The sequence below is a fragment of the Actinoplanes sp. ATCC 53533 genome (assembly GCF_003947245.1).
Map to the genome: position 1 here is coordinate 1 of NZ_QHHV01000161.1, position 24,381 is coordinate 24,381.

Consider the following 24,381-nt stretch of genomic DNA (forward strand, 5'->3'; position numbering starts at 1 on the left):
CGTACAAGACGGTGGACCTGCTCGCGACGATGTCCCTGAACGCGGAGTACCGGGACGGGCAGACGATCCCGTACAACAATGCAGCCGCGGTGCTCAACGCGAGCCGGTTCGACTCGGCGGGCAGCCTGCTCGGCAACGGGAAACACCACGGTGCGGTATTCACCGACTTCGTGCCGGTGCTGGACCTGAACGGTCGCGCGGGAAGTGACCACGAAGCGGAGGCCAAGCACGTACGCGACGCTCTGCAGAGGCCGGAACTCACGTTCCCCAGCTTCGTCGGCAAGGGTGTGCCCGGCGGGGTCGGCAGCGGCCGGCCGTTGCACCGGCTGATGAACGCTGCCGCCGCCAACCAGAACCACACCGGTTCGGTCAGCATCTGCAGGGACGTGTGGGGGCCGGACTATGCGACCGGCGGCATGGAGTGTGACGAGTATCCGTTCCGGTCGACCTACGAGGGATCGTCGACCAGCACCAACGGAAACCCGGCTCGCTGGCATGGTTCGGCTCGGCCGATCGACGGCGCCCAGAACGGTCAGGGCGGCACCGCTCTGAGCAACTTCTACGGAGCACAGCGGCTGCTCGACAATGGAGACCCGGCGGTGCCCGGCTCCTATGGTGACGCTTTCTACGTTAATGTCCTGACCTGACGTCAGAGCCGGCCCCGCGCCGCGCGGGGCCGGCTCCTTACCGCGAGGAGGCATCGATGGAAGCTCGCCGGACGGCATCCCAACAACTGCGCTCTGTGCCGGCCTACCGCCTTCTCACCCTGATGGACGCCGAGCACGGCGCGAGTGACGGCGTGGCGGCCCGCGCCGCGCGTCAGCAGGAGATCGCCGGCACCGATCAGGAGATCGCGGTGCTGGTGGCGCAGGACTCTCTTCCGGTGGACGCCGAGCTCGAGCTGTGGAGCGGCCCACCCACCGAGCCGCCGCCCGACGGTTGGTACGGCCCGGTGCCATTGACCCTCGACTGCCCGAGTGGTGAGCTCCACTTGGGCTCGCCGACCGGTGCGGTGGTCGGGCTGACCGTGCCGGCCGGGTGGTACGACGTGCACGTCTATCACCTCGGGCGGTCGGAGGCGGAGGAGGCCGCCGAAACGCTCGATCGCGAACTCCAGCATCTCAGCATCCCGCAACGCGTAGCGGAGTTCGAACGGCGCGGCGGCGGCATCGAACGATACGTGATCCGGCTCTGGCCGCGTCGCTGACCGCAGCCCAGACTTCCACCTCAGCGTTTACCCGAGGAAGCCGCTGATCCAGGAGGAGGGGTTGCCGAAGGCGGGCATCATGCCGGGGGGTGGCCGAGCATGGCCAAGAGGGTTTCGTGGCGTTGACCGAGCAGCAGCGGATCCGGCGGGCGCGGATCGCGGCGCACGCGTCACGGCGAAGACAGGTACGGACGGAGCTGGCAACGTCGGCGTTCATAGCCCGGATTGAGTAGCAGGTGGATCCGCAGCAAGGGCGTGCCGGAACCGGAGGCTCGGGCGCCGATCGCGGCTTATTTGCGTTGAGCGCACATGTTGCGGTTGGCGGAGCGGTCGGCAAAGGCTTGGGCATGTCGGGCAGCGGGCACCGAGCACGGCACGCATTGACTCAGCTGCCGGAGTTGTGTTCGGGCCATTCATACCTCCGGTGTCGCGGCGTTGCTGGTTGCGGGGGTGACCAGGCCGCTCTGCTCGGTATTTGCTCGGTGAGACGTTGGTACGGGTTGGTAGCCGTTGGTGCGACCTGGCACGGGTGGGCACGGCGCCGATCAGGCGCGGATCGGTGTGCTCCATATTTGCTCCATGGGTCGGAGCAACGGCAGGTCACACGCGTTGGCAGCCGTTGGCACGCCCTGTCGCCCGGACAAACCCGCTGGCAGGTAGCATGAGCACTCGCGCCCTCGTAGCTCAGGGGATAGAGCATCGGTTTCCTAAACCGTGTGTCGCAGGTTCGATTCCTGCCGGGGGCACGAACACGCGGGTGAACGCTCTACCCTGTACATACGCTGAGCTGCGCAAACGCGGGCGCCGAAAGTCGGCCATAACCGCGTTTGCCTGACCCCTGCGAGGCTGTGACCTGCGTTTTTGAGGTTCGTTTCCGGCTGGGTTTGCCTGGGACGGCAGTGGCATACCAGCCGCCCGACATCCGGCTGCCACGGCGCAGCGGGCGGCAACCGGCCGTCCGAGCCGGGTTAAGCGTGCGCTGCTGCGGAACGACCGACGACCGCAGTCCTTGGCCGGCAACAGTGGCCAGCCGCGCGGGGTGTCGGCTACTTCCCGGACCTGTCCTTGGCTGCGGCGTTCGACGACGCTCGCGGTCCGCCCGAACGGTGGGGACGCATCCCCACACATTCATCCCACGGCGGAGGACCGACCGGGCAACCGGTGCGACATCCACACCCTCCGGTCCGGTCACTCCCCGTTCGCCTCCGTGCCGGATGGCTCGCCGAGACGATCGCCACGCTCTGAACGTGCGGCCCGACTCGACTGCCACCCGACCGTTCCCGAAGCCTCGGTCGTCACCGACGATCCGGGGCTCCGGCACCGTCGACCGGGCCAGCACGTCGCGATCCGCCCCCGGTCAGCTCGAGCGGCTGCACCTTCTGCCCGGTCAGCGTCGCCAGTGCAAGGAGCAGGCGGCCGCAGTCGAGTGCGGCGAGGCGGGTCAGCGGCGTCCGGCTGGACACGATGACCAGGCAGTCGGCCGAGTCCGGGAGCAGGGGGCGTATCTGGGACGCGTCCGTCGCGTCGTCCAGGAACACCAGCAGGCGCTTCCCGGTGGTCACGCTTCGGTAGGCGGCGGTCTTTGCGGCGATGGTGGCGGGGACGCTCGCCGCCGGGACGCCAAGCGAGTGCAGCAGGTCGCGTAGAGCCGCTCCGGTCGTCAGGTTCGGACGGAGGCTCAGGTAGAGGTGGCCGTCTGGAAACTCGTCGGCGAAGATGCGGGCGACGTGGTCGGCGAGCGGACGCTGCCCCGCCCCTGCGGTGCCGGTCAGCGCCACGAGCAGCGGGCTGGTGCGGGTCTCCGGGACGGGATCCGCCTGCCGGGCCGGGTCGAGGAGACGCCGGTGAGCGTCTTGCAACTCTGGCCCGGGGCCCATGCCGAGATCGTCGGCCAGTCGGGCACGGATCGTCAGGAAGGCCCTGAGAGCGTCGGCCCGGCGTCCCTGAGCGGCCAGCGCCGTGATGAGGTTGACATGGGTGGTTTCGCGCAGCGGGGCCAGCGACGCGGCCAAGTGCAGGGCCGTCAGCACCCTGTCGGGCCGACGCAGCGCGATCGCCAGCTCCGCCGCCACGTCACAAGCGTGAAGGAACTCGTGGTCGAGTGCCGCGGCGATCGAGGTCGCGGATGATCCGGGCATCAGCGACTCCGCCGCGGGGCCGCGCCAGAGCCTGAGCGCGTCGACGTAGCTGTCGAGTGCCGCGTCGTTGCTGCCTGACCTGCGCTTTGCCGAGGCGACGCGGGTGAGGGCGCGGAAGCAGGTCAGGTCAAGCTCGTCCGGATTGACGGTGATCAGATAACCGTGGCCGCGGCTCTGTAGGTAGGAGCCGTGCTCGCGCGGTGCCAGCGCCGGCTCCAGGACCCGGCGGAGATTGCCGACGTACTTGTGCACAACGTTGAGTGCACTCGTCGGTGGTGCGTCGCCCCACATGAGGTCGATCAGTTCGTGTTTGCTGACGGGCCGGCCGGTCCGGGCCAGCAGAAGCGCCAAGAGGCACGACTGCTGGCGCGGACCGGGGTCCAGCTCGACACCGTCGCGCCAGACCCGCAACGGTCCGAGAATCTGCATGCGCAGGCCGCTCTTATTCGTCGAAGCAGGCACGATCACTCCCGGTCGGTGCTGGTGCCTCGATGGTGACCAACGGGACTGAACTTCTACTTCGATCGCACTGACTGCCGCGTCCGGCTCGTGTCCAAGTGGGGCACTGGGAACGACCGGCGGCAAGCGTCCACTAGTCGTCAACTCCGCACCAATAACGTGCGCCGTACCGGGCCTGAACTCCGCGAAGGCGAGGCGCAGATGAGCAAGCAGGTCGTGTTCGTCCACGGTTTGTGGATCCACTCCGCCTCCTGGCAGCCATGGCAGGAGATCTTCGCAGAGAAGGGCTACGACACCATCGCGCCAGGGTGGCCGGGTGAAGCGCCGACCGTCGATGCCACGCGGGTGAACCCCGCCGCCGTCAGTGGCTTCGGCGTCGAGGAGGTCACCGCCGCGTACGCAAAAGTTGTCGCCGACCTCGGCGAGCCGCCCATCGTCGTCGGCCACAGCGCCCCGTTCGACCACGGTTGGCGTGCGCTCGCCGACGACGCCCTGGGATGGCTGGACCAGCAGCGCCTGTGACCCCACCCGCACGACCAATTCGAGCCGCAGAGAGGTGTGAGATGCCGACAACCACGACGCCGGACGGAACCAAGATCTTCTACAAGGACTGGGGATCCGGCCAGCCCGTCGTCTTCAGCCACGGATGGCCCCTATCGTCCGATGACTGGGACAACCAGATGCTGTTCTTCCGGAACCAGGGCTTCCGCGTGATCGCCCACGACCGGCGCGGACATGGACGCTCCGCGCACGTGGCCGATGGCCACGACATGAACCACTACGCCGACGACCTGGCCGCCCTGACCGAGCATCTCGACCTACGCGACGCGGTGCATGTAGGGCATTCTGCCGGTGGGGGCGAGGTGGCCCGTTACCTCGGCCGGCACGGCGAGAGCCGGGTGGCGAAGGTCGTGTTCATCAGCGCGGTGGTGCCCGACATGCGGCTGAGCGACGCCGTTCCCGACGGTCAGCCGCCTGAGCACTTCGCCGGAATGCGGACCGCACTGGCCGCCAACCGGTCGGAGTTCTACCGCACCGTAGCGGCCGGCCCGTTCTACGGCTTCAACCGCGGCGGGGTGGAACCGTCCGAGGCGATCATCGAGAACTGGTGGCGGCAGGGCATGAGCGGTGCGGCGAACGCCCAGTACGACTGTATTTACGCCTTCGCCGGAGAGGACTACACCGAGGATCTGAAGAAGATCACCGTGCCGGTCCTGGTGATGCACGGCGACGACGACCAGATCGTTCCCTACGGCGCGACCGCGCCACGGACGGCCGAGCTGGTGCAGAACGGCATGCTCAAGACGTACGCCGGATTTCCACACGGCATGCCGACCACGCAGGCGGACACGATCAACGCCGACCTGTTGGCCTTCATCCGTTCCGGCCACCTGAGCTAGATCCCAGAACTTCAGGACCGCCCTGCAGTACCACGTCGCCGTCTTCTGGGGCGCGCCGAGTTCGCGCCGCTCCAGAAGACGGTGAGCCGCTGCGCCGGGACGCCGCGGGTCAGGCTGCCTCTCCACGGGAGGATGAATGAAGTTCCAGGACACTGTGCATGCGACCCTCCGCTGCGGCGACAGCGGAGCGGTACTACGGATGGCGGAAGCGGAACGGCTGCGGGCCCGAGTCGCCGGCGACCCCGCCGGTGAGGTCGTGGCGATCGACGCGATGACACGAGTCGCTCTCCGTGGCGAGGATCTGGCGCGGGCGGAGGAGCTGGCGCTAGAGGCTCTCGGTGTCGCGGTGGGCTCCGGGGACCGGCGGCTGGAAGAGCGCCCGCGGCACGTGCTCGCAGCGGTGGCCCACCTGTCCGGTGACTATCGAACGGCCCACGAGCGGTACCTGGCCAGCATCGAGCTGTACGAGTCCCTGGGGCAGCCGGAGATGGTCAACTCCGAGCGCCACAACCTGGCCTTCATCGAACTGCGCCTGGGCAACCGTGACCGGGCGCGGAGGCTGTTCGCCGCCGTGCGGGAGTGGGTATTCCGCGCGGGCCACCGGTCGTTCGTGCCACACCTCGGCGTCGCCGCGGCCGTGATGGCCTCCGCTGACGGGGAACATCAGCGGGCGGCGCGGATGATCGGGTTCACCGACCGCGCCGACGCGATCGCGCGCCTTCCCGACCCCGACGAAACCGTCGACCTGTCCCGCGCCCGTTCTGCCGCGGTCGCCGCTCTCGGGGCCGAGCGCTTCGCCGTGGAGTACGCGGCCGGGGCAATCCTCAGTCCGGAGGAGGCGTTCGGCCTCGAATGGCGGAGCTGAGCGATGCACTGTCTCTCCACTCGATCCTCCTAGCGTGGTCGTATGGCTACCGGAGACGAAGGCATCCTCGACGACGAGCAGTTCCACCGCCTGGCGCGGTACGGCGTCGAGGAGTGGGCAGAGGCGGGCCGGCACCTCTACTCCTCCGGCGACCCCAGCTACGACCTCTACTTGCTGCGCACCGCGACAGTTGAGGTCTTCCGCGACACGACCGCGGCCGAGCCCGAACACCTGGTCTATCGGCGCGGACCGGGTGAGTTCCTGGGAGAGCTGAGCATCCTGACCGGGCAGCAGGTGTTCGCGACAGCGAGGGTCGTCGAGGCCGGGCTGGTCGTACGGATCGGCGCTCCGGCGTTGCGGCGGGTGCTGGCCGAGCAGGTCGACATCGCCGACGTGCTGATCGAGGCGTTTCGGGCCCGGCGCGAGATTCTGCGGTCGGCGGCCGGCAGCGCCCTCGAGATCGTCGGCCGGCCCGACGTCGCCGAGGCGAGGGAGCTGCTGACGTACGTGACGCAGATGCTGCTGCCGCACTCCTGGCTGGACGCGACCACGGTGTCCGGGCGGGCGCTGATGCAGGCGGCCCGGATCAGCGACGACCAACTGCCGGCTGCCCTTATCAACGGGTCGGTGCTGCGTAAGGCGACGCCCAGCACGATCGGTGAGGCGCTCGGCCTGACCTATCGCGCCGACGGGCGAAGCCCTGATCTGGTGGTGGTCGGCGCCGGACCGGCGGGTCTGGCCGCCGCCGTCTACGCCGCCTCCGAAGGGCTGGCGACCGTGCTCGTCGACGCCAGCGGGCTGGGCGGGCAGGCCGCGAAAAGCGCGCGGATCGAGAACTACCTTGGCTTTCCGCAGGGTGTCAGCGGTGAGCAGCTGACCCGGCTCGCGATGGTCCAGGCACTCAAGTTCGGTGTGCGGGTCTCGTCGCCGTGCCAGGTGATCGGTCTGGACCTCGGCCATCCGCAGCGCCCGGTCGTCGAGCTGAGAGACGGCACCCGAATCGCGACGCGAGCCGTGATCGCCGCCACCGGCGCGCGGTATCGCCGCCTCGAGGTCCCCCGCCTCGCGGAGTTCGAGAAGGCCGGATGCATCCGGTACGCGGCTACGGAGCCGGACGTGCGCGGCTACGACTCGTTGCCGGTGACCGTCGTCGGCGGCGCGAACTCGGCCGGGCAGGCAGCTCTCTCACTGGCCGCCAGCGGTTCAAGGGTGACGCTCGTGATCCGGGCTGCCGAACTCGGTGTACGCATGTCGGCCTACCTGGCTGACCGCATCCTGGCCCATCCCCGGATCCAGGTACGCAGCCGGAGCCGCGTCGGCGCCCTCGATGGTGACGCGACGCTGACGTCGATCGCCATCTACGGCCCCGGCGGCCGTCGCGACGAGTTGGAGTGCCGAGGGCTCTTCTGCTTCATCGGCGCCGAGCCCGAGTCATCCTGGATGACCGGCGTCGACAAGGACGACAAAGGCTTCGTCCGCACCCAGAGCCCCGAGCGTCCGCTGCCCTTCCAGACCAGCGCCGAGCGGGTCTTCGCGGTGGGCGATCTGCGGGCCGGCTCGATCAAGCGGGTCGCCGCCGCGGTCGGTGAGGGGGCGAGCGCGGTGTCCTCGGTACACGCCGTACTGGCCGGACGCTGAGCGCTCAGCGTGGCGGGCTGTCCGGCAGGCGAGTCAGGAAGCGCTCGGCGCGATGCGCGAACAGGAGCGCCTCGCCGTCGAGGGAGATCGCCCTGGCACGTTCGGCGGTGGCCCGGACAACCTCGACCGGCTCGCCGAGCGCCTGCTGCACATGCGCCCGCTGAAGCACGATCAGCCCTTCGGCGTACCGCTGGCCGTAGACCTCGAGTTCGTGTTCGGCGCGGTCCAGGGCTGCCATCGCCTCCCGCGGCGACCCGGCCGCCAGCAGCATCTCGCTGAGCAGACCGTGCCAGGTGGCCACACAGGAGCGTGGGGGATTCAACAGGTTCGCCTCGATGACGCGCTCGGCGCGTTCCACCGCCCCGGCCGGGTCGTCGCCGGTCAGCGCCTGTGCCCAGTACAGCGCCAGTCGCTGATAAGTGCCGAGAAAGGCGAACGAGAACTCGGAGTCCACGGCGACTCCCCGGCGCGCCGCCTGCAGCGCCCAGGCAGGGTCGCCGACGATCGACGCGATCCGGGCCGCGATGGTCGCCCACACCGTGATCATGTACGGGTCGTTTCCGGCGATAGCCTCCAGTTTGTCGAGCAGTGCCCGGGCGGCGTCGACATCGCCGTGTGTCGCGGTGATCTCCGCGAGCATCCCGGTCATGAGGAGTTGCAGGTCGTGGCCGACCGGATCGTCCTCCCGGTCCGTGAGCGCTTCGATCAGACGGTTGCCCCGGCTCTGGTATTCCCGTGCGGTGCGGATCCGCCCAAGGTTCCACTGGTGCAGTCCCCAGGCGTGCAGGCCGTAGGCCCTCACGAGCGGATCCGCCGACCGGTCACCGTCCTCCAGCAGTCGCCGGGCCAGCGGGCCGCTGATCTCCAGCTGGATACCTTGCTGGTGGGCCACCCAGCGGGAAAACAAGAAACTGGCGGCCTCCCGATCCCGGCCGAGGTCGCGAGCCAGCTGCTCGGCGCGCTCCAGCAGGTCGAGCGCCGAGCTGCCGTACATCGCACGCATCCCGACCACGGCTACCAGGTGCGACAGGGCGGACAGCTCCAGTTCGGCGAGCTTGGCCGTACGGGCCACTTGGACGGCGAGGCGGAGCTGACGCTCGGCAGCCTCCAGAGCGCACTTGGTCGCTGCGCGCAGGGCGGCCAGCACCAGCGCGCTGGCGGTACGGGCAGGATCGGCGAGCGGCCCGGCGGCCCACAAATGATGGGCCAGGCTTTCAGCGACTGACTCGCCGTCGGGGTCGAGGTGCTCCAGAGCGCTCGCAATATCCAGGTGCAGCAGCCTCGACCGCCGCGGTGGCGTCGACTCGACGACCGACTCGCGGACCAGGTCGTGGGCGAACCGAAACGAGAACGGGTCCCCGGGTGTGGGCTCGACCAGGCCGAGCTGCGCCAACGGCTCGAGCCGGTCCAGACAGACCGACACGTCGAGGCCGGCGGTCAGAGCAAGCAGGCCGAGGTCGACGTCGCGGCCGATGAGGGCGGCGGCCCGCATCAGGTCCCGGGTGGTGTCGTCGAGACCCGCGATCCGGTCGTGCACGACATCCCGCACGGTCGACGGCACGCCGATGCGCGCCGCGGCGTCCACCGTGAGCGGACCTCCGCCCGCCAGCAGCCGGGACAACTCCCGTACGAAGAGGGGGTTGCCCGAGGTACGGGTGTGGATGCTGCGCGCGACCTCGATGTCCAGGTCCTGGCTTGTCTCGCGACGGACGAGTTCGGCCACCGCCTCGAGGCCTAGCGGATCGACCCGGATCCGCCGGTGCCCGGCGCCCCGGCTTGCCGACGCGAGCGTGCGAGACAGCTCCGAATCTGGCGTAGGCGCCCGATCGCGCAGCGCCCCGAGCATCGCGGTGCCACCGGGCAACCGGCCCGCCAGATGGCCAAACAGCTGCAGCGAGGCGACGTCTGCCCACTGAAGGTCGTCGATGATCAGGATGACGGGTTGCCGCGCCGAGAGCTGACCGACCGCGGCGACGGCCCGATCGAAGAGTCGGAACTGTGCGCCGTTGTCGGCGGGAAACACGTGTCCGGCCAGCGCTCCCTCGCGCGACAGCACCAGGCGGCCGAGGTCCCCGGACAGCCATTGGTCGCGGAACTCGGCGGGCATGCTGTCCAGCACAGCGCTGACGACCTGCACCCACGGCCACATCGACGGTGTCCCGTCCCCGGCCAGGCAGCGACCCCACACCACGACACAGCCGCGGGCCGCCGCCTCGGCGGCGATAGTCTCCAGCAGCCGGGTCTTGCCCACGCCGGGCTCACCTTCCACGATGCCCAGCCCGGCGTCGCCGGTCAGCGCCGCCTCCACGGGCTGCCGGAGCATCGACAGCTCCCTGGACCGGCCCACCAGGTCGGCCGCGCGCGCTGGTCCGACCTGGCCCGCCAGCGTCGCACCAGTCGTCCCGGCCGGCATCAGGGCCCGCCGCAGCACCTGCTGGTGGGCGGTGCGCAGCGTCGGACCGGGATCGATTCCGAGCTCCGCGACAAGCCTGCCCCGGACCGCCCGGAACGTCGACAGGGCCTCCGCCTGCTGGCCGATGGCGCCCAGCACGGCGATGAGGCTCGCCTGCACCCCCTCATGCAGGGGCGCCATCGACACGCCCAAACGCAGGGCGCTCAACACCTGGTTCGCCCGACCCAGCGGCACCGCGAGCTCGGTCGCGACGGAGCATACCTCGAGGAATTCGTCGTTCAGCCCCGCGAAGACCGGCATCGCCGCCGGTCCCGGGGAAAACCCAGCGCCGGCCGGCCCGCGCCAGAGCGCCAACGCCTCGACGTAGCGGTCGAGGGCGTCCTCTCCCCGTTGAGCTGCGCGTGCCCGCTCGACCAACGTGCGGAAAGTGATCGCATCGACCATGCCGTCGGCGGCATCGAACACGTAACTGGTGCCCCGGCGGTGGAGGTAGGAACCGGTCTCTCGAGAAGGGAGCGCAGGTTCCAGGAGCCTGCGCAGGGCACCGACGTGCTTCTGAACGAGATTGGCGGCGCTGGCGGGGACGTCGTCCGGCCACATCAGTCCGACCAGCTCGCTGGTGCTGAGTGCCCGCCCGGCGTTGGCGAGCAGCAGGGCGAGCAGATATGCCTGTTGCTGCGGGCCGGGGTCCACTTCGACGCCGTCGCGCCATGCCCGTAACGGGCCGAGGATCTGCAGACGCAGTGCTCCCGCCACGCCGGCACCCCATCCCGCTAGATCTCCCTCCCACAGCTAATACGGAATGGGGTGCGCGTCGCAAGATTGAGATTGGTGCGGTCAACGGCGGCTGGTCTCGCGGGCGGCCCGCTCGATGAAGTCGGCCGTGACCTCGGGATGCGACAGGAAGACCACGTGCGAAGAGCCCTTGACCACCTGCACCGTGGCGTTGGCCCGTTTCGCCATGAACCGCTGCGCAGCCGGCGGGATGATCAGGTCGCCACCGCTGATCAGGTCATAGCTGGGAATCGTCCGCCACGCGGGTGTTCCGGTGGCAGGCTCGTTCAGCGCGGCCGCGGTGACCGGGCGCTGCGCGACGGCGAGGAGCGAGGCCTGCCGGGCGGGCAGGTCTCCGGCGAACCGCTCGTTGAATACGGCCGGGTCGATGTACAGGTCGGTGCCTCCGTCCGGCAGCGGCACCGGCCGGAGCGCATCGGCGACGGTGCTGCCCGGGAATCTGCCGGTCAGCTCGGCCGCCGTCTCGCCGGTGTCCGGCACATAGGCGGCCAGGTAGACCAGAGCCCTTACGTCGCGGTCTCCGACCGCCGACCTCGAGATCACGCTGCCGCCGTACGAGTGACCGGCGAGCACGATCGGCCCGTCGATGCTGTCCAGCAGTGCCCGCACGTAAGCCGCGTCGGACGCGACGCCCCGCAGCGGGTTAGCGGCCGCCCGCACCGGGTAGCCGCGGGCCACGAGCCGACGGCTGACCTCGGTGAAACCGCTGGCGTCGGCGAACGCGCCGTGCACGAGCACAATGGTCGGCTTCCGACCGGTGGTGGCCTCCGCGGCGTTGACCGCGAACACGCTCAGGCCCACTGCCATCACCGATGCCGCCAGGAACGCGGCCTTCCTTTTCAGCCTCATGGTTTTCCCCTCGTCGCATGGCAGGACGAGGCGAAGACTGGCAGCCCGCTGTGGACGATCAGTGAATGGAGCCGACGGTCAGCCGAGTCGGTGAGGGCTTGCGGCGGGCGGGGGGGACGTCCGCGAACTCGACGATCGAACTACATAGGATGGACTTTGGGGAGGCGTTGCTCTCGCGTCGGCCGGGTCCGCCGGGCGCTGCTTGCCTGCGCCGGGCGTCCGGCGCTGGTGGCGACCCGGTGGCCTTCAGGCATCGTCAGGTTTGACTATTTTGATGGCCGGCCGCAACGATGTTCGCCATGGGTCGCGGCATGCCGTCCTCCGAGGTTGAGGTTCAGCTGATGCACCACGCCGGCAGAGCCCCGCAGCTGAACCTGGAGATGTACCGAGTTGAGCCGGTTCTGCTGGAAAGACCGCCGAACAACCTGTACTCGGGGCCGGTCGCCCTGGCCTGCCCTTGGTGCGGGGACCAGATCGAGTATCAGGTCCTGAGTGTTGCCGCGGCGCGGCTGCAGTGGGTGCTGTGGCGGGTGCTTACGGTCGCAGGGCTGGCCGCGATGGCCTGGGGGACCGTGCTTCTCATTCAGAGCCGAGGGTCCAGCGGTGCCGGCGTGGGTGTGCTGGTCGCCGGCATCTTCACGGTGTTCCTCTTCGGGTCCTTGTGGTCGGCCGACTATGGCATCACCGGACCGGGGGCGTGGTGGACCAGCCGCCCGCACTTCCTGCGGTTGCAGCCGCCTGAGACCCAAGACGAGTTGGGCACCCTGGCGTGTGAGCGGTGCGGGCATCGCGAGCCGCTCAGCAACGGTGGCTACGCCGCCGCCAAGGCGCGCCTGGCCCGCCACGCCTGTCATTGAGCCAGTCGATGCCCGGCGAGCGGTTCGCGAGGTCCGGCGGGCGCGGGCGGGCGGTGACCGGCCGGCTGCTCGGGATCTTCGCGGACCATGACATGACCTCCGTCGGTCCCGGAGACGATCTTGACGGAGGTGGCCCGCTGGATCTTGAAGGAGGTGGCCCGCTCGGTGCGGCAGAACGGCACTCGTAGGTGCCGGGCTCGCGCTGCCTCAGCGTCGGGATCTCAGCACGGCGACCTCGGGGAATTCGTCCGGCGAGCCGTAGCCGTGCTCGGCCAGCCAGCGGACGCTCGTCAGGCATCGCAACGACCACCATGCGTGGATGAGGTCGCGGTCGACGTCGGTGCCGTAGCCGGCGAGGACGTCGCCAAGGTGCTCCTCGTTTCCGAGCGTCAGGATGGCGAGGTCGAACAGGGCATCGCCCTGGGATGCCTCGGACCAGTCGACGATGCCGGTGACCTCGTCGCCGGCGATGAAGACGTGGTCGACCTGCAGGTCGCCGTGGATGAACGCCGGTGTCCACGGCCGGAGCGCGGTCTCGGCGAGCCGGCGGTTGCGGGTGACCACGTCGGCGGGAAGGACGTTGTTGGTGACGAGCCACTCGCACTCGCCGGCCAGGCGCGATGCGAGCTCGTCGAGGCTTCGGCCGGGCCATGGCGGCAGCGGCGCGTCGTGCAGCGTCCGGGCGGCGGCGCCCGCCGCGGCCCACGCCGCGGGCGATGCGCTCGACGGCTCGCCGAGGTGGCCGAGTGCCGTGCCTGGGAGAGCGGCGAGCGCGAGCACGGGCGGCTTGTGCCACACGATCTCCGGGGTCGGGATCGGCGCCAGCGCCATCGCCTCGACCTCGACAGCGGCGCGGGCCTGATCAGCGTCGACCTTCAGGAACACGTCGCCGACGCGCAGGGTCGCGCGCTCGTTGTGGGCGACGACGACCTCGACCTCTGCCACGTCGGCCATTGTCGCGGGGATGATCGCCGGCGTCACCGGGTTTATCCGCGCGGGCCTGCGGGCCAGCCACGTTCACCCTGGACGACGCCACCAGGTCAACCGCCTTGATCACCTGCGGGCGTGCCCGGCTCGGGTCCGGTCGTGTCGTCCGGAGCGGTCCGGTCCGGGAGCAGCCAGCCGCACCGCGCGCCCAGCTCGATCGCGATGCCGGCGGAATCGGCCGGACCGCAGGGCCACGGCTCGCGGCAGAGCGGGCATTCGCCGTCGACCCCCGCCTGATGGTCGATCCAGACCTGCCGCGCCAACGTCCAGACAATCGGGTCCGCATCGGCCGGCGGCAATTCCGGAGGCAGCACCGCTTCCGTCCCTTCGATCGGCGAGACGCAAAGCTTAGGCCTTTAGTTGGTACGTACCTACGACGTTACCGTTTCTTTAGACGTGGCGTGTCGGCTGCCCGGCCGGCGTGCGGCGGTGCCACGGCAATCTCCCAGAAACCGGCGTAGCGGCCGCCCAGCCGCAGCAGCTCGTCATGACTACCCTCCTCCACGCCCAGGCCACATCGGAAACCCCCTGACGGTTGGCGCCCGCGGCACACGTCAGCCATCGGCGGTACACGGGATCGGGCACGCTCGGCCTATGCTGGCCCCCTTGGCTTCGTCCCACCCGAATCGAGGATGCACAGTGGCGCACGATGAGCAGGTAGCCCCCAAACTGGACACCGGCGTCCCCCACACCGCGCGGATCTGGAACTACTTGCTTGGCGGCAAGGACAACTTCGCCGTCGACCGGGCGGTCGGCGATCAGATCCTCGTCGGCCAGCCGGCGCTCGCCGAAAACGCCAGGCTCAGCCGCGCCTTCCTGGTCCGCGCGGTGCGCTATCTGGCCGGCGAGGCGGGTGTGCGCCAGTTCCTGGATATCGGCACCGGCCTGCCCACCGCCAACAACACCCACGAGGTGGCCCAGTCGGTGGCCCCGCAGAGCCGCATCGTCTACGTCGACAACGACCCGCTCGTGCTCGCGCACGCCCGCGCCCTGCTGACCAGCAAGCCCGAGGGCCGCACCAACTACGTCGACGCCAACCTGTACGACACCGAGCTGGTCCTCCGCGAGGCGGCCCACACCCTCGACTTCTCCGAGCCGGTCGCGGTGCTGTTCATGGGCGTGCTCGGCCATGTCGAGGACGACTCCGTCGCGATGGGCATCGTCCGAAAGGCGATGGACGCCGTGCCGTCCGGCAGCTACCTCGCCGTCTACGACGGCACCGACTCCTCACCCGAGGTCGTCGAGGCCGCCCGCCTCTGGAACCAGTCCGCCGCTCTTCCCTACCACCTGCGCAGCGCCGAGCGCCTCGCCCAGTTCTTCGAGGGTCTGGAGCTCGTCGAGCCGGGCCTGGTCTCGGTGACCAAGTGGCGGCCGGAGGGCGATCCGAAAGAGATCGATCAGTACTGCGCCGTCGGGCGCAAGCCGTAGGACTTACCGTCCGGCCGGGTCGGTCTAGGTGACCGATCCGGCCCCGGGAAGCCGATCGGGAGTCGGCGCCGTGCGCTGCGCCACGACCTCGAAGCGATGCTGGTGGGCCGACGGGTGGTAGATCTCGTTGAAGACACCGATGGCCTCACCGCCGATGCCGCGACGACGAGCGCGGGATCCCAGCCACGCTAGGCCCGCCATGATCGCGACCATGGCGGCTGCGTACATGAGGAATGCCAGGACCTCACTCATAGCGCCACCCTACGCGGCGGTAGCCCGCAACCTGCCCCCGGCGCCGGACGTTCTCTGAACTGTCCGTCCCCGATCCGAGTCAAGGTGAGGGCACCATGAACGTGATCGACCTGGACCGGCCGGCCGCCGTACCCCCTGCCCGTAGCCGCAGGTCGCACGTGCTCGTCGCGTCCGCGTTGGTGATCGGCGCCGTCGTGGGCGCCGCCGTCACCTACGGCTGGTCCGCGCGCCGGCAGGCCGCGGACCAGGACCGGCAGGTCTCCGTCTTCGTCTTCGCCGAGTCCAGCCAGTTTCTCGGCGGCCTTCCGGCCGGCAGCGTCGTCCTCGACGGCCGAGTCGCCACCGTCACCCTCACCCGGCGGGTGACGCTCGTGAACGCGGGCCCGCGGCCGATCAACATCCGCGATCTGTCCGGGTCCCGGCCGGGCGTCAGCGTGCACGGGGTGGACAAGCAGCGGTGGGTCGCGCCCGGTGCGACAGTGCAGGCGGACGCCGATGTGCAGGTCGACTGCGTGCACGGGCTGCCGCTCGGCAGGCTGCCCGTCACGCTGTCTGTGCGAACCTCCGATGACGAGGATCACGAGGCGCGCCCACGCGACGGCTTCGACAGCACACCGTGGAGCGAGCAGGCCGAGGCCGCCTGCGCCGGCGAGGCCTAGGCCTGAGGGGCGAACGCCCGGCGGCAGTGCGGCAGCAGGGCCCGCAGCACGGTGCTCTCGCTCTTGCGCCAGACCAGGGCGAGCATCGCCGGCAGGTCGATGCCGTCGATCGGCACCGACCGCAGGCCCTCGTGCTCGGCCGTCATCGACGCGCTGAGGATCGCCACCCCGAGGCCGCGGGCGGCCAGATCCAGCACCGCGCCCGGCGCCGTCGCCTGCAGGGCGACGGTCGGGCGGATCCCGGCGGACGCGCAGGCCTGGTCGAGCACGCTGCGGATCCCGGTGCCCACCGGCAGACAGATCAACGGGTACGCGGTCAGCCGGCGCAGTGGCACCGTCTCCCACTCGGCCAGGGCATGCTCCGGTGCCACCGCCGCGACGAGTCCCTCGCTGACGATCGTCAGCGACTCCAGCCCGTCCGGCATGCCGCCCGCCACCGCTGCCAGGGCGATGTCGGCGTGGCCGGCGCGGACGTTCTCGAGCAGCACCTCCGAGTTGTCCTCGGCCAAGGTGATCTCGATGCGCGGGTAACGGCGGTGGAACGAGGCCAGCGCGTCGAACAGCGGGGTCACCGTGCAGCCGGTGACCATGCCGATCCGCAGCCGGCCGCGGACCAGGCCGTTGACGTCGTCGCAGGCGGTGCGGATGGCCTGGGCCGCCGCCAGCGCCTTGCGGGCGTGCGGCAGCGCCGCCGCCCCGGCCGGGGTGAGGCGGACCATGCGGGCGGAGCGGTCGAACAGGTCCGCGCCGAGCTCGCGCTCGAACTGGCGGATCTGGGCGCTGACGCCGGACTGCGTGATGTGCACGCGGTCCGCGGCGCGGGTGAAATTGGCCTCCTCGGCCACCGCCACGAAGTATTCGAGCTGCCGCAGATCCATGAGTGAAGATACTAGCTGCGACAAGAACCATCTGTTGGACTTGTCACTCGGATGGGGCTGAGACTGGTCCCATGACCGAACGCGAGAGGGCCGTCAGGCCCGAGGATCTGACCCGGCTATTCGTCGAGCGCGCCAACGCCAAGGACGCCGAAGGGATCGCCCTGCTCTACGAGCAGGACGCCGTCATGGCCTACCCACCCGGTCAGCAGACCGTCGGCCGGGACGCCATCCGCAAGCTGTGGGAGGCCGCCCTGCCGCAGCTGCCCGCCTTCGAGCAGGAGCCGCCGCTGCCCACCCTGATCAGCGGCGAACTGGCCCTGACCTCGACGCCGCCCAGGGACGGCGCCGGGGCCCGCGCTCAGGTGGTGCGCCGGCAGAGCGACGGCACCTGGTTGCGGGTCCTGGACCAGCCGGAGTTCGTCTCCCCGGGTTAGGCCTTTCCACGGGGCGCGGAATTTCGTGCGGCTGCGGGCTTCGCCGCGGGCGTATGCGGAGCCGGCGAAAGATCGCGTGCGCACGTGCCGATTGTCAAGTCGCCAGGTCGCCGGTGTTCGCGCTTCGCTGAGTCGTACGCCTCATATGCGAGCAGCTGAACACCCGGTTCGCCGCCGTACTGACCGCAGAACCTGCGGTGTTCGCGCGACCGGTGAGCCCCGCCTGGCGACTCGGGCGTCAGCGTACACGGACGGGGCGAATCCCCCGCGGCGCGAAATGGCCGTACGGCGGCGGAGAAACGGATTCGTGCTACGGTGAGTGTGTTCCCGTTTTGAATCCGTTGACGTTTCCGCGCCTGATGGGTATACGCACCCGTCCGGCGCTTTTTCGTTTTCGCCGACGTCGCGACACTCCTCCAGACGGGCCAAAAAATGATCATCCAGAAGAGCGCGATCACCGCTAAACTTCGCGAACGCGGGCAGAACGCCCGGGCGGACTTCGTCGACCGGGAGCTTCCCGATACCGTCGACACGTTCCTGCACAGCGGACTGCTGTCCACGCTGCATCTCGACCTCAAGGAGCTCGAGAGCCCGCCCGCCCCCACCCCATAAGAGCATCGGATCGGTCAATGAACCCCACGGACAACCACGACGCCGACCTGTTCCTCGCCCCGGCCGGAAGCGCCGCGCCCGAGGACAAGTCGGAGGTAGCCGACAACAGCGCGGCCGCGATGACCCGGCTGCGTGATCCGTTCGCGGTCGAGGGCGCCGAGCCCAGCACGCCGGGCGAGCGCCAGGCCACGGCCGAGGCGCACTAGCCGCTCGGAAGGACCGGCCACGACGGCCGAGCGGCTGTCCCTCGGCGCGTCCGGGCGGCCGGGTGTGATGCCGCTGCCCGGGTGGGCGCTGTCTGGTGCGAGGCGACCCTCCCGGCTCCCGCACGGCGCCTGTAGGCTGCTTTTCGTGGGTGGTTCGGAGGCTCCCGATGGTCGGCGGAGAGCCGAGGTCGCGAGCTTGGGCGAGCGGGAGCGCCGTCTCGCCGAGCGGGAGCGCGCGGCTGACGAGCGCGACCGGCGTGCCGACCAGCGCGAGCGTGACGCGGACAGGCGCGAGCTGGAGGCCGACCTCCGGGAGGCCGAGGCCACCGAGCGCGAGCGCCGGCTCGACGACGAGGCCGGGAGCCAGGACCGCCAGGCGGCGGATCCGATCGGGCGCTTCCGGGACGCGATCGAGCGGACCTCCGCCAAGACCGAACGCAGCAACGACTTCCTGCATCGCTCGCGTGCGACGGTCCAGCGCGGCGTCGACCGGATCGACCGGGTGCGCCTGGAGACCTCGAAGGCCTTCGAGCCCGCGGACCCCGAGGCCCCGGCCGCCGGCTGAGGCCGGCCTGCGGGCGGCTCAGCGCACCTCGACGTCCAGCAGCGAATAGCCGTAGTCGGTTGAGCGCTTCGTGCCGGACATGCGGACCAGCTGGGTCGGGGTCTTCGGCACCTGGACGGTCACGTCGCCGCCCTGGCCCTGGGTCGTGCTGTAGACCTGCTTCCACTTCTTGCCGTCGGTCGAGATCTCCACCCGGTATGCCGTGGCGTGGGCGTTCTCCCAGTGCAGCAGGATCTCGCTGACCTCCCAGCGCTTGCCGAGGTCGACCATCAGCCACTGCGGGTCGCTGAACTGGCTGCTCCACCGGGTCGCGAGGTCTCCGTCGACCGCGTTGGCCACTGCCCAATGGCCGCCCTCGATGCTGGAGGCGGTGGCCCGGGCGCCCAGGGCGAGGTTGCGGCCGGAGGTGTTGACCGCGGCGCCGGCGCCGTTCGGGCTCGGCTTGACCGACTTCGCCGGGCTGGCGGCCGCCGGCGACCCTCCCGAGGAGGCCGGCCCGCCGGTGGACGTGGCGCCGGCGTCGGATGCCGACTTGGTGGCCGCCGTGTCGCTGCCGACCCCGGCGGACGCATCGGCGCCCGGCGCGGTGATGCGCATGGTCGGCGCGGCGGTGGGCGCGGGCGCCAGCTGTGGGGCCGAGGGCGCGGCGGGGTCCTGCGACCACCACAGCCCGCCGGCCACCAGGATCGAGGCGGCGACGGCGACGGGGAGGACCCGGGATCGGAGCGGCTGGCCGGCACCGGCGGCGATCGCCGGGCTTTTCGGCTCGGCGGCAGCCACCTGCTCCGCCGGCGCGGCGGTCGCGGCCGGCTTCGACCGTCCCGACTCGGCGCCCGGCACCGGCGAACCCGGCGACGTCCCGGCGGCCGCGGCACCCGATCCGGCTCGTTCGGCAACCGAGGGCGCCGGGCCGCTGCCGCCCCCGAGGATGCTCCGCTGCCGGGGCACGCCGACCGCCCGGGGCAGGGAAGTGCGGGACCGCTGACCGGAGACGCCCGACGATGACTCGGTGTGAGACACCGGCGCCCGCCAGTCACGCTCGACGGTGCCGGGATGCGGTCCGGCGAACGGGACCCGAGTCGGTAGCTCGGGGCGATCGTCGGTTCGCTCCTCAGGATTCGCCATCGTCGGCCTTCCTCGGCGGGGATACGCTCTGGACCGGCAGGCCCGAGGGCCCACCCTAGTGGAGACGTGCGACGCCCGTTTCTGGAGCTACGGCAAGAACGTCGTGAAGTGGGGCACACCGCCAGGGTCAGTCTGCTGTGGACTCCGCACATGGTCAGCGAGACCAGTTCGGCAACCCTTACGGAGTGACGACGATGCGCCGGTCTGTGCGGTGCCACGCCGTGGCGATGTCGTGCAGCCGTACCGTCTCGTGGTCGACCGTCAGGCGCCCGGCCGCCGCATGCGCGGCGATCAGGGTGAGCGCCTCCGCCCGTCGCGCCGGGGTCAGCTCGTTGTTGGTGTAGCCGAGGATCCGCAGCGAGCCGGAGCGCAGCGTCGCCGAGTCCAGCGGCGCGGTCTCGCCCGCCGCGCTGCCCAGGTTGACCAGCCGGCCGCCGGGCCGCAGCGTGCGCAGCGCGGCCGCCGCCGGGATCCCGAACAGCGGGTCCAAAACAAGATCCACCGGACCGTCGGCGGCAGCTTGGAGGCGCGCCGCCAGCCGGGCGACATCGTCGCCGTCCTCCAGCGGTACGACCACAGCCGCACCCGCCTGCGCCGCCCGCTGCCGAGCGGCTGCCGAGCGTGCCGCCGCGATGACCGTGCCCGCACCGGCCAGCAGGGCCAGCCGCACGGCCGCCTGACCCACGACCCCGCCCGCGCCCAGCACCAGCACGCGCTCGCCGGGCCGCAGCTCGCCGCGCCAGGTCAGGGCGAGCTGCGCGGCCACCGCCGACAGCCCCAGCGCCGCGATCAGCCGGTGATCGATCCCGTCGGGCAGCGCCACGGTGTCGGCGGCGCGCACGGCCGCGTATTCGGCCAGGCTGCCGTCGCCGGGGCGCATGCCCGCGCTGGTCGGGAACCAGACCGCGGTGCCGTCGTCGCGGACGCCGACCCCCTGCACCCCGGGCACGTACGGGGTGGCCGGCACGCCGAAGTACGAGGTCCCGGACGCGCACAGCAGATCCAGCGGGGTGATCGACGCCGCGGTGACCCGTACCAGGATCTCGTCGCCGGCCGGCACCGGCACCGCCCGGTCGCCGACCGCCGGCGCCGCCCCGCACGCGTGCAGCAGCGCGGCCCGCATCATGTGGCGATGTCCGGGTACGGCAGCTCGAAGTGCGCCACGCCGCSSCCCGAAGGCCTTCTGGTATTCCAGCGGCCCGTGATCGCGTTCGAACATCGCGATGAACAGGGTCAGCGTCAGGAACGGGTGCGCACCCAGCGCGAACAGCGCGACGTGGTCGTGCCCGGCCAGCGCCTCGCGCTCGGAGTCGGTGAAGCGCAGCCAGGTGCTGGCCTCGCCGGCGTGGCAGTTCAGCACCGTGTTCGCGTATTCGGCCTCCCACCAGGTGACCGTGGCGCGCGGGTCCTCCCGGTAGCGCTCGACCAAGTCGGGGTCCCGGTCGACGGTGTAGAGAAACTTGTCGAGCAGGTACTTACTCATGCGTCCACCCCGTTCGGATACCAGGTGAAGTACGCCTCCATGGTGTGGAACAGGTCCAGGCTGTCCACGTGGTCGGCCTTCTGGCCGGCGCCCGCCACGCCCATCATCAGCATGAAGTCCATGAAGCCGTGGGTGGCGTTGCCGGGGGAGTGCAGGCTGTCCAGCGTCACCTCGGCGAGGCAGCGTTCCAGGTCGCCGGCGGCGATCCATTCGACGGCCCTGCGGTCGAACTCGGGATCCGGCCCGTGCGGCCCGAACTGGCGCGGACCACCCAACTCCAGGGAGAGGTGGCCGGTGCCGATCACCGCGACCCGCAGGTGGCTCGGCCACGACTCGACGATCCCGCGGATGGCCCGGCCGAGCTGCACGAAGCGCTTCGGCTGCGGCAGCGGCGGCGCGAAGATGTTGGTGTAGATCGGCACGATCGGCAGGTCGGCCTCGGGCCGCAGGGTGATGATCGGGCAGGTGATGCTGTGGTCGATCCGCAGCTCGTTGCTGAACGCCAGGTCGAAGCCTTCGTCCAGGCCGGCCCGCAGGATGTGCGCGGACAGGTCCTCCTGCCCCTTGAGCAGCATCCGCGGCAGGCCGAACTCGCGTTCCTCGTTGTAGAAGTTGGCGTCGTAGAACGGCGCCTTGCCGACCAGGAACTGCGGCATGTTGTCCAGCCAGAGCTGGTGGAAGTGGTCCGAGCCGACCATCACCAGCACGTCCGGGCGGGCCCGGGTGAGGGTCTCCCGGAACGCGGTGATCTTGCTGACCCACTCGTCGGCGAACGGCGGGCGGTCCTCGCCGGTCGCGGTGCTGGCCTTGTAGTAGAAGGGGTGGTGGGTGGAGGCGATCACCGCGACGACGGTGGCCATGGCGGCTCCTCTCTTACTGCTCGTAGACGGCGTTGCGATCGACGGTCAGGTAGACGTCCATGCCGATCGGGTTGCGGCGCTCCTCGGCCAGGTGACCGAGCAGGCCGGCGGCGCGGGCCAGCAGCGCGAAGCCACGCAGCAGGTCGACCGGCAGGCCCAGGTCGGCCAGCGCCGCGCCGCACACGCCGGCGCCGTTCAGCGGCAGGGTCCTGGTGAGCACCTGCGGGTGCACCCGGCCGATGGCCTCGAACAACCGCAGGTGCGGGCCGCGCAGTCCCTCCTCTTCCGCGATGCGGATCAGGACCGGGGTGCGCGGATCCTCCTTCTTGTGCACCGGATGCCCCAGCCCCGGCACGAACTTCTTCTCGGCGCGCGCTTTCGTGACAGCGGCCAGCGCGAGGGTGTCAAAGCCCGCGTCGTCTTCCGGTACGCCGTCAGCGAGCACCGCCGCCAGGAACCGTCCACAGTCCTCGGTGACGCCCAGGAAGCGCGAGCCGCCACCGAGCAGCCCGGCGGCGAGCGCACCTTGCAACGACTCCGGGGCGCTCAGGTAGGTGAGCCGGGCGGCGATCGCGGTCGGCGTGAAACCGTGGTCGGCCAGCGCGACCAGCACGGTCTCGAAGACGCGCACCTCGCCCGGGGTGGGCCGGCGGCCGGCCACCAGCCAGTACGCCAGCTCGCCGAAGCCGACCTTGCCCATCAGATCGGCGGCCAGGTCCTGCCCGAGCAGCCGGATCCGGCTCTCGTCGGAGGTGCCGATCGCGGTCGGGAACCTCAGTCCTTCGTCAGCCACGCGCGAATCTCCTCACCGTGTTCGTCGAGCCCGGGCGGGGGCAGCTCGTAGCTCGCCGGGGTGCCGGAGAACGTGATCGGGTTGCGGACCCCGGGGATCCCGCCCGTGCTGACCACCGGATCCAGGCCCAGCTCGGCGGCGAGCGCCACGCCGCCGTCGATCGTGTTGATCGGCGCGCAGGGCACCCCGGCCGCGAGCAGGTCGCGGAACCACTCGTCCTTGGTGCGCTTGCTGAGCCGTTCCACCAGCAGCGGGCGCAGTGCCTCGCGGTTGGCGGTGCGGTCCTGGTTGCGCCCGAAGCGGGGATCGTCCGGCAGCTCGCCGAGGTCGAGCACCTGGCACAGCTTGCGGAACTGGCCGTCGTTGCCGGCGATGACGATGAGCTCGCCGTCGGCGGTGGGCAGCGGCTCGTACGGGAACAGGCTGGGATGCGCGTTGCCCATCCGGAACGGCACCGTGCCGCCGGCCACGTAGGCGCTGGAGTGGTTGACCAGCCCGGACAGCGCCGAGGACAGCAGGTTGACCTCGACGTGCTGGCCGCTTCCGGTCGCGTCCCGGTGGCGCAGGGCGGCCAGGATGCCGATGCTCGCGTGCAGCCCGGCCATCACGTCGAAGACCGAGATCCCGGCCCGGTACGGCGATCCGTCCGGGTCCCCGGTCAGGCTCATCAGGCCGGAGATCGCCTGCACCATCAGGTCGTAGCCGGGGTAGTTGGCTCCCGCGCCGGTGCCGAAACCGCTGATCGAGGCGTACACGATCTTGGTGTTGGCGGCGGCGACGGAGTCGTAGTCCAGCCCGAACCTCGCCAGGCCGCCGGGCCGGAAGTTCTCGATCAGCACGTCGGCCCGGCCGGCGAGGCGCCGAGCCACGTCGAGGTCGTCGGGCTTCTTCAGGTCCAGCGCGATCGAGCGCTTGTTGCGGTTGATGCCCAGGTAGTACGTCGAGACGCCGTCGCGCACCGGCGGCATCCAGGTGCGCGTGTCGTCGCCGGCCGGCCCCTCGACCTTGATCACCTGGGCGCCGAGGTCGGCGAGCAGCATCGTCGCGTACGGGCCCGCCAGGATCCGGGAGAAGTCCGCGACGAGCAGTCCGCTGAGGGGTCCCATGTGCCGCCTTTCGAGGTATTGACCGCTAGGCGGACAGTCGTCCGCTCGATCGTCAGTCTCGGCTCGCCACGTATGACTGTCAACCATCATCGAGCCTTGACACTCGTGGTGAGCCGCAACACACTGACGCCGAGACGCTGACCGCTAGACGGACGCCTGTCCGCTGGTCGCGGAGGGAGTTGACCCGGCATGACCGACAGTGTTCTGTTCCGCAACGGCACCGTGCTGACGATGGACGACCGGCATACCCTGTTGCCGAACGCCGACGTGCTGGTGATCGGCCAGCGCATCGCCGAGGTCGGCGTCGGCCTCACCGCGCCGGAGGGCGCCACGGTGATCGACGCGACCGGCGGCATCCTGATGCCCGGCATG

At 70.5% G+C, this 24,381-nt stretch carries 24 protein-coding genes, 1 tRNA gene and 1 pseudogene; 15 read left to right on the forward strand and 11 right to left on the reverse strand.

Features of this window, described 5'->3' with window-relative positions:
- The 3 genes from DMB66_RS41900 to DMB66_RS41910 all read left to right on the forward strand — a co-directional run.
- On the forward strand, window positions 1–647 hold a 647-nt coding region (locus DMB66_RS41900), incomplete at its 5' end, for a hypothetical protein (protein WP_125809684.1).
- Window positions 648–703: 56 nt separating this feature from the next.
- Window positions 704–1,207, forward strand: a complete 504-nt coding sequence (locus DMB66_RS41905) for a hypothetical protein (protein ID WP_125809685.1) — start codon at window positions 704–706, stop codon at window positions 1,205–1,207.
- A 673-nt stretch (window positions 1,208–1,880) separates the two neighbouring features.
- Window positions 1,881–1,953, forward strand: a tRNA-Arg gene (locus DMB66_RS41910).
- 549 nt (window positions 1,954–2,502) lie between these two features.
- Here DMB66_RS41910 and DMB66_RS41915 read toward each other — a convergent pair.
- On the reverse strand, window positions 2,503–4,032 hold the full coding sequence (locus DMB66_RS41915; protein WP_125809686.1) for a BTAD domain-containing putative transcriptional regulator: 1,530 nt from the start codon (window positions 4,030–4,032) through the stop codon (window positions 2,503–2,505).
- Here DMB66_RS41915 and DMB66_RS41920 point away from each other — a divergent pair.
- The 4 genes from DMB66_RS41920 to DMB66_RS41935 all read left to right on the forward strand — a co-directional run bounded on the left by DMB66_RS41920 (window position 4,006) and on the right by DMB66_RS41935 (window position 7,707).
- Window positions 4,006–4,326: an alpha/beta hydrolase gene (locus DMB66_RS41920; protein ID WP_125809687.1), complete on the forward strand. Its 321-nt coding sequence runs from the start codon at window positions 4,006–4,008 to the stop codon at window positions 4,324–4,326. The genes DMB66_RS41915 and DMB66_RS41920 overlap by 27 nt on opposite strands.
- Before the next feature lie 41 nt (window positions 4,327–4,367).
- Window positions 4,368–5,204 (forward strand): alpha/beta fold hydrolase, encoded by an 837-nt coding sequence (locus tag DMB66_RS41925; RefSeq protein ID WP_125809688.1) that lies wholly within the window; start codon window positions 4,368–4,370, stop codon window positions 5,202–5,204.
- A gap of 136 nt (window positions 5,205–5,340) precedes the next feature.
- Complete coding sequence (locus tag DMB66_RS41930) at window positions 5,341–6,069, forward strand: tetratricopeptide repeat protein (protein WP_125809689.1); 729 nt, start codon at window positions 5,341–5,343, stop codon at window positions 6,067–6,069.
- 42 nt (window positions 6,070–6,111) lie between these two features.
- A complete protein-coding gene (locus DMB66_RS41935) occupies window positions 6,112–7,707 on the forward strand; it encodes a cyclic nucleotide-binding domain-containing thioredoxin-disulfide reductase (protein ID WP_125809690.1) in 1,596 nt (531 codons plus the stop codon).
- 4 nt (window positions 7,708–7,711) lie between these two features.
- Here the strand turns inward: DMB66_RS41935 and DMB66_RS41940 are convergent, their stop codons facing one another.
- Complete coding sequence (locus DMB66_RS41940; protein WP_125809691.1) at window positions 7,712–10,876, reverse strand: BTAD domain-containing putative transcriptional regulator; 3,165 nt, start codon at window positions 10,874–10,876, stop codon at window positions 7,712–7,714.
- An 81-nt stretch (window positions 10,877–10,957) separates the two neighbouring features.
- Window positions 10,958–11,764 (reverse strand): alpha/beta fold hydrolase, encoded by an 807-nt coding sequence (locus tag DMB66_RS41945; RefSeq protein ID WP_199752936.1) that lies wholly within the window; start codon window positions 11,762–11,764, stop codon window positions 10,958–10,960.
- 341 nt (window positions 11,765–12,105) lie between these two features.
- On the opposite strand from DMB66_RS41945, the gene DMB66_RS41950 reads away from it, so the two are divergent.
- Window positions 12,106–12,621, forward strand: coding sequence for a hypothetical protein (locus DMB66_RS41950; RefSeq protein ID WP_125809692.1), 516 nt, complete (start codon window positions 12,106–12,108; stop codon window positions 12,619–12,621).
- A 207-nt stretch (window positions 12,622–12,828) separates the two neighbouring features.
- Here the strand turns inward: DMB66_RS41950 and DMB66_RS41955 are convergent, their stop codons facing one another.
- On the reverse strand, window positions 12,829–13,575 hold the full coding sequence (locus tag DMB66_RS41955; protein ID WP_199752937.1) for a phosphotransferase: 747 nt from the start codon (window positions 13,573–13,575) through the stop codon (window positions 12,829–12,831).
- 672 nt (window positions 13,576–14,247) lie between these two features.
- Here DMB66_RS41955 and DMB66_RS41965 point away from each other — a divergent pair.
- A complete protein-coding gene (locus tag DMB66_RS41965) occupies window positions 14,248–15,036 on the forward strand; it encodes an SAM-dependent methyltransferase (protein WP_199752938.1) in 789 nt (262 codons plus the stop codon).
- 24 nt (window positions 15,037–15,060) lie between these two features.
- Here DMB66_RS41965 and DMB66_RS41970 read toward each other — a convergent pair whose 3' ends face one another.
- Entirely contained in the window at window positions 15,061–15,288 is a 228-nt protein-coding gene (locus DMB66_RS41970) for a hypothetical protein (RefSeq protein ID WP_125809696.1), read from the reverse strand.
- Between the two features lie 95 nt (window positions 15,289–15,383).
- On the opposite strand from DMB66_RS41970, the gene DMB66_RS41975 reads away from it, so the two are divergent.
- Window positions 15,384–15,947 carry a hypothetical protein gene (locus DMB66_RS41975; RefSeq protein ID WP_125809697.1) on the forward strand — a complete coding sequence of 188 codons (564 nt, stop codon included), beginning with the start codon at window positions 15,384–15,386 and terminating at the stop codon, window positions 15,945–15,947.
- Here the strand turns inward: DMB66_RS41975 and DMB66_RS41980 are convergent.
- Entirely contained in the window at window positions 15,944–16,825 is an 882-nt protein-coding gene (locus DMB66_RS41980; RefSeq protein ID WP_125809698.1) for a LysR substrate-binding domain-containing protein, read from the reverse strand. The two genes, DMB66_RS41975 and DMB66_RS41980, sit on opposite strands and share 4 nt — an antisense overlap.
- A 71-nt stretch (window positions 16,826–16,896) precedes the next feature.
- On the opposite strand from DMB66_RS41980, the gene DMB66_RS41985 reads away from it, so the two are divergent.
- The 4 genes from DMB66_RS41985 to DMB66_RS42000 all read left to right on the forward strand — a co-directional run bounded on the left by DMB66_RS41985 (window position 16,897) and on the right by DMB66_RS42000 (window position 18,642).
- Window positions 16,897–17,259, forward strand: a complete 363-nt coding sequence (locus tag DMB66_RS41985) for a nuclear transport factor 2 family protein (protein ID WP_125809699.1) — start codon at window positions 16,897–16,899, stop codon at window positions 17,257–17,259.
- Window positions 17,260–17,691: 432 nt separating this feature from the next.
- A complete protein-coding gene (locus DMB66_RS41990; RefSeq protein ID WP_125809700.1) occupies window positions 17,692–17,871 on the forward strand; it encodes a hypothetical protein in 180 nt (59 codons plus the stop codon).
- A 17-nt stretch (window positions 17,872–17,888) separates the two neighbouring features.
- Window positions 17,889–18,077 (forward strand): hypothetical protein, encoded by a 189-nt coding sequence (locus tag DMB66_RS41995; protein WP_125809701.1) that lies wholly within the window; start codon window positions 17,889–17,891, stop codon window positions 18,075–18,077.
- Window positions 18,078–18,273: 196 nt separating this feature from the next.
- Window positions 18,274–18,642, forward strand: coding sequence for a hypothetical protein (locus DMB66_RS42000; RefSeq protein ID WP_125809702.1), 369 nt, complete (start codon window positions 18,274–18,276; stop codon window positions 18,640–18,642).
- An 18-nt stretch (window positions 18,643–18,660) separates the two neighbouring features.
- Here the strand turns inward: DMB66_RS42000 and DMB66_RS42005 are convergent, their stop codons facing one another.
- The 5 genes from DMB66_RS42005 to DMB66_RS42030 all read right to left on the reverse strand — a co-directional run bounded on the left by DMB66_RS42005 (window position 18,661) and on the right by DMB66_RS42030 (window position 24,009).
- On the reverse strand, window positions 18,661–19,767 hold the full coding sequence (locus DMB66_RS42005) for a discoidin domain-containing protein (RefSeq protein ID WP_125809703.1): 1,107 nt from the start codon (window positions 19,765–19,767) through the stop codon (window positions 18,661–18,663).
- A gap of 178 nt (window positions 19,768–19,945) precedes the next feature.
- Window positions 19,946–21,250, reverse strand: a complete 1,305-nt coding sequence (locus tag DMB66_RS42010) for a zinc-binding dehydrogenase (RefSeq protein ID WP_233625227.1) — start codon at window positions 21,248–21,250, stop codon at window positions 19,946–19,948.
- On the reverse strand, window positions 21,247–22,110 hold the full coding sequence (locus tag DMB66_RS42020; RefSeq protein ID WP_125809705.1) for an extradiol ring-cleavage dioxygenase: 864 nt from the start codon (window positions 22,108–22,110) through the stop codon (window positions 21,247–21,249). Before DMB66_RS42020 ends, DMB66_RS42010 begins: the two co-directional genes overlap by 4 nt.
- Window positions 22,111–22,123: 13 nt before the next feature.
- A complete protein-coding gene (locus tag DMB66_RS42025; protein ID WP_125809706.1) occupies window positions 22,124–22,903 on the reverse strand; it encodes a citryl-CoA lyase in 780 nt (259 codons plus the stop codon).
- Window positions 22,885–24,009: a CaiB/BaiF CoA-transferase family protein gene (locus DMB66_RS42030; RefSeq protein WP_125809707.1), complete on the reverse strand. Its 1,125-nt coding sequence runs from the start codon at window positions 24,007–24,009 to the stop codon at window positions 22,885–22,887. Before DMB66_RS42030 ends, DMB66_RS42025 begins: the two co-directional genes overlap by 19 nt.
- A gap of 189 nt (window positions 24,010–24,198) precedes the next feature.
- On the opposite strand from DMB66_RS42030, the pseudogene DMB66_RS42035 reads away from it, so the two are divergent.
- Window positions 24,199–24,381 (forward strand): annotated as a pseudogene (locus tag DMB66_RS42035) (amidohydrolase); the annotation flags it as partial.

Excerpts from the sequence above, each read along its gene's own strand:
- DMB66_RS41905 (WP_125809685.1), top strand. The coding sequence starts at position 704 with ATGGAAGCTCGCCGGACGGCATCCCAACAACTGCGCTCTGTGCCGGCC.
- DMB66_RS41920 (WP_125809687.1), top strand. The coding sequence starts at position 4,006 with ATGAGCAAGCAGGTCGTGTTCGTCCACGGTTTGTGGATCCACTCCGCC.
- DMB66_RS41925 (WP_125809688.1), top strand. The coding sequence starts at position 4,368 with ATGCCGACAACCACGACGCCGGACGGAACCAAGATCTTCTACAAGGAC.
- DMB66_RS41930 (WP_125809689.1), top strand. The coding sequence starts at position 5,341 with ATGAAGTTCCAGGACACTGTGCATGCGACCCTCCGCTGCGGCGACAGC.
- DMB66_RS41935 (WP_125809690.1), top strand. The coding sequence starts at position 6,112 with ATGGCTACCGGAGACGAAGGCATCCTCGACGACGAGCAGTTCCACCGC.
- DMB66_RS41945 (WP_199752936.1), bottom strand. The coding sequence starts at position 11,764 with ATGAGGCTGAAAAGGAAGGCCGCGTTCCTGGCGGCATCGGTGATGGCA.
- DMB66_RS41950 (WP_125809692.1), top strand. The coding sequence starts at position 12,106 with ATGCACCACGCCGGCAGAGCCCCGCAGCTGAACCTGGAGATGTACCGA.
- DMB66_RS41955 (WP_199752937.1), bottom strand. The coding sequence starts at position 13,575 with ATGGCCGACGTGGCAGAGGTCGAGGTCGTCGTCGCCCACAACGAGCGC.
- DMB66_RS41970 (WP_125809696.1), bottom strand. The coding sequence starts at position 15,288 with ATGAGTGAGGTCCTGGCATTCCTCATGTACGCAGCCGCCATGGTCGCG.
- DMB66_RS41975 (WP_125809697.1), top strand. The coding sequence starts at position 15,384 with ATGAACGTGATCGACCTGGACCGGCCGGCCGCCGTACCCCCTGCCCGT.
- DMB66_RS41980 (WP_125809698.1), bottom strand. The coding sequence starts at position 16,825 with ATGGATCTGCGGCAGCTCGAATACTTCGTGGCGGTGGCCGAGGAGGCC.
- DMB66_RS41985 (WP_125809699.1), top strand. The coding sequence starts at position 16,897 with ATGACCGAACGCGAGAGGGCCGTCAGGCCCGAGGATCTGACCCGGCTA.
- DMB66_RS41990 (WP_125809700.1), top strand. The coding sequence starts at position 17,692 with ATGATCATCCAGAAGAGCGCGATCACCGCTAAACTTCGCGAACGCGGG.
- DMB66_RS41995 (WP_125809701.1), top strand. The coding sequence starts at position 17,889 with ATGAACCCCACGGACAACCACGACGCCGACCTGTTCCTCGCCCCGGCC.
- DMB66_RS42005 (WP_125809703.1), bottom strand. The coding sequence starts at position 19,767 with ATGGCGAATCCTGAGGAGCGAACCGACGATCGCCCCGAGCTACCGACT.
- DMB66_RS42020 (WP_125809705.1), bottom strand. The coding sequence starts at position 22,110 with ATGGCCACCGTCGTCGCGGTGATCGCCTCCACCCACCACCCCTTCTAC.
- DMB66_RS42030 (WP_125809707.1), bottom strand. The coding sequence starts at position 24,009 with ATGGGACCCCTCAGCGGACTGCTCGTCGCGGACTTCTCCCGGATCCTG.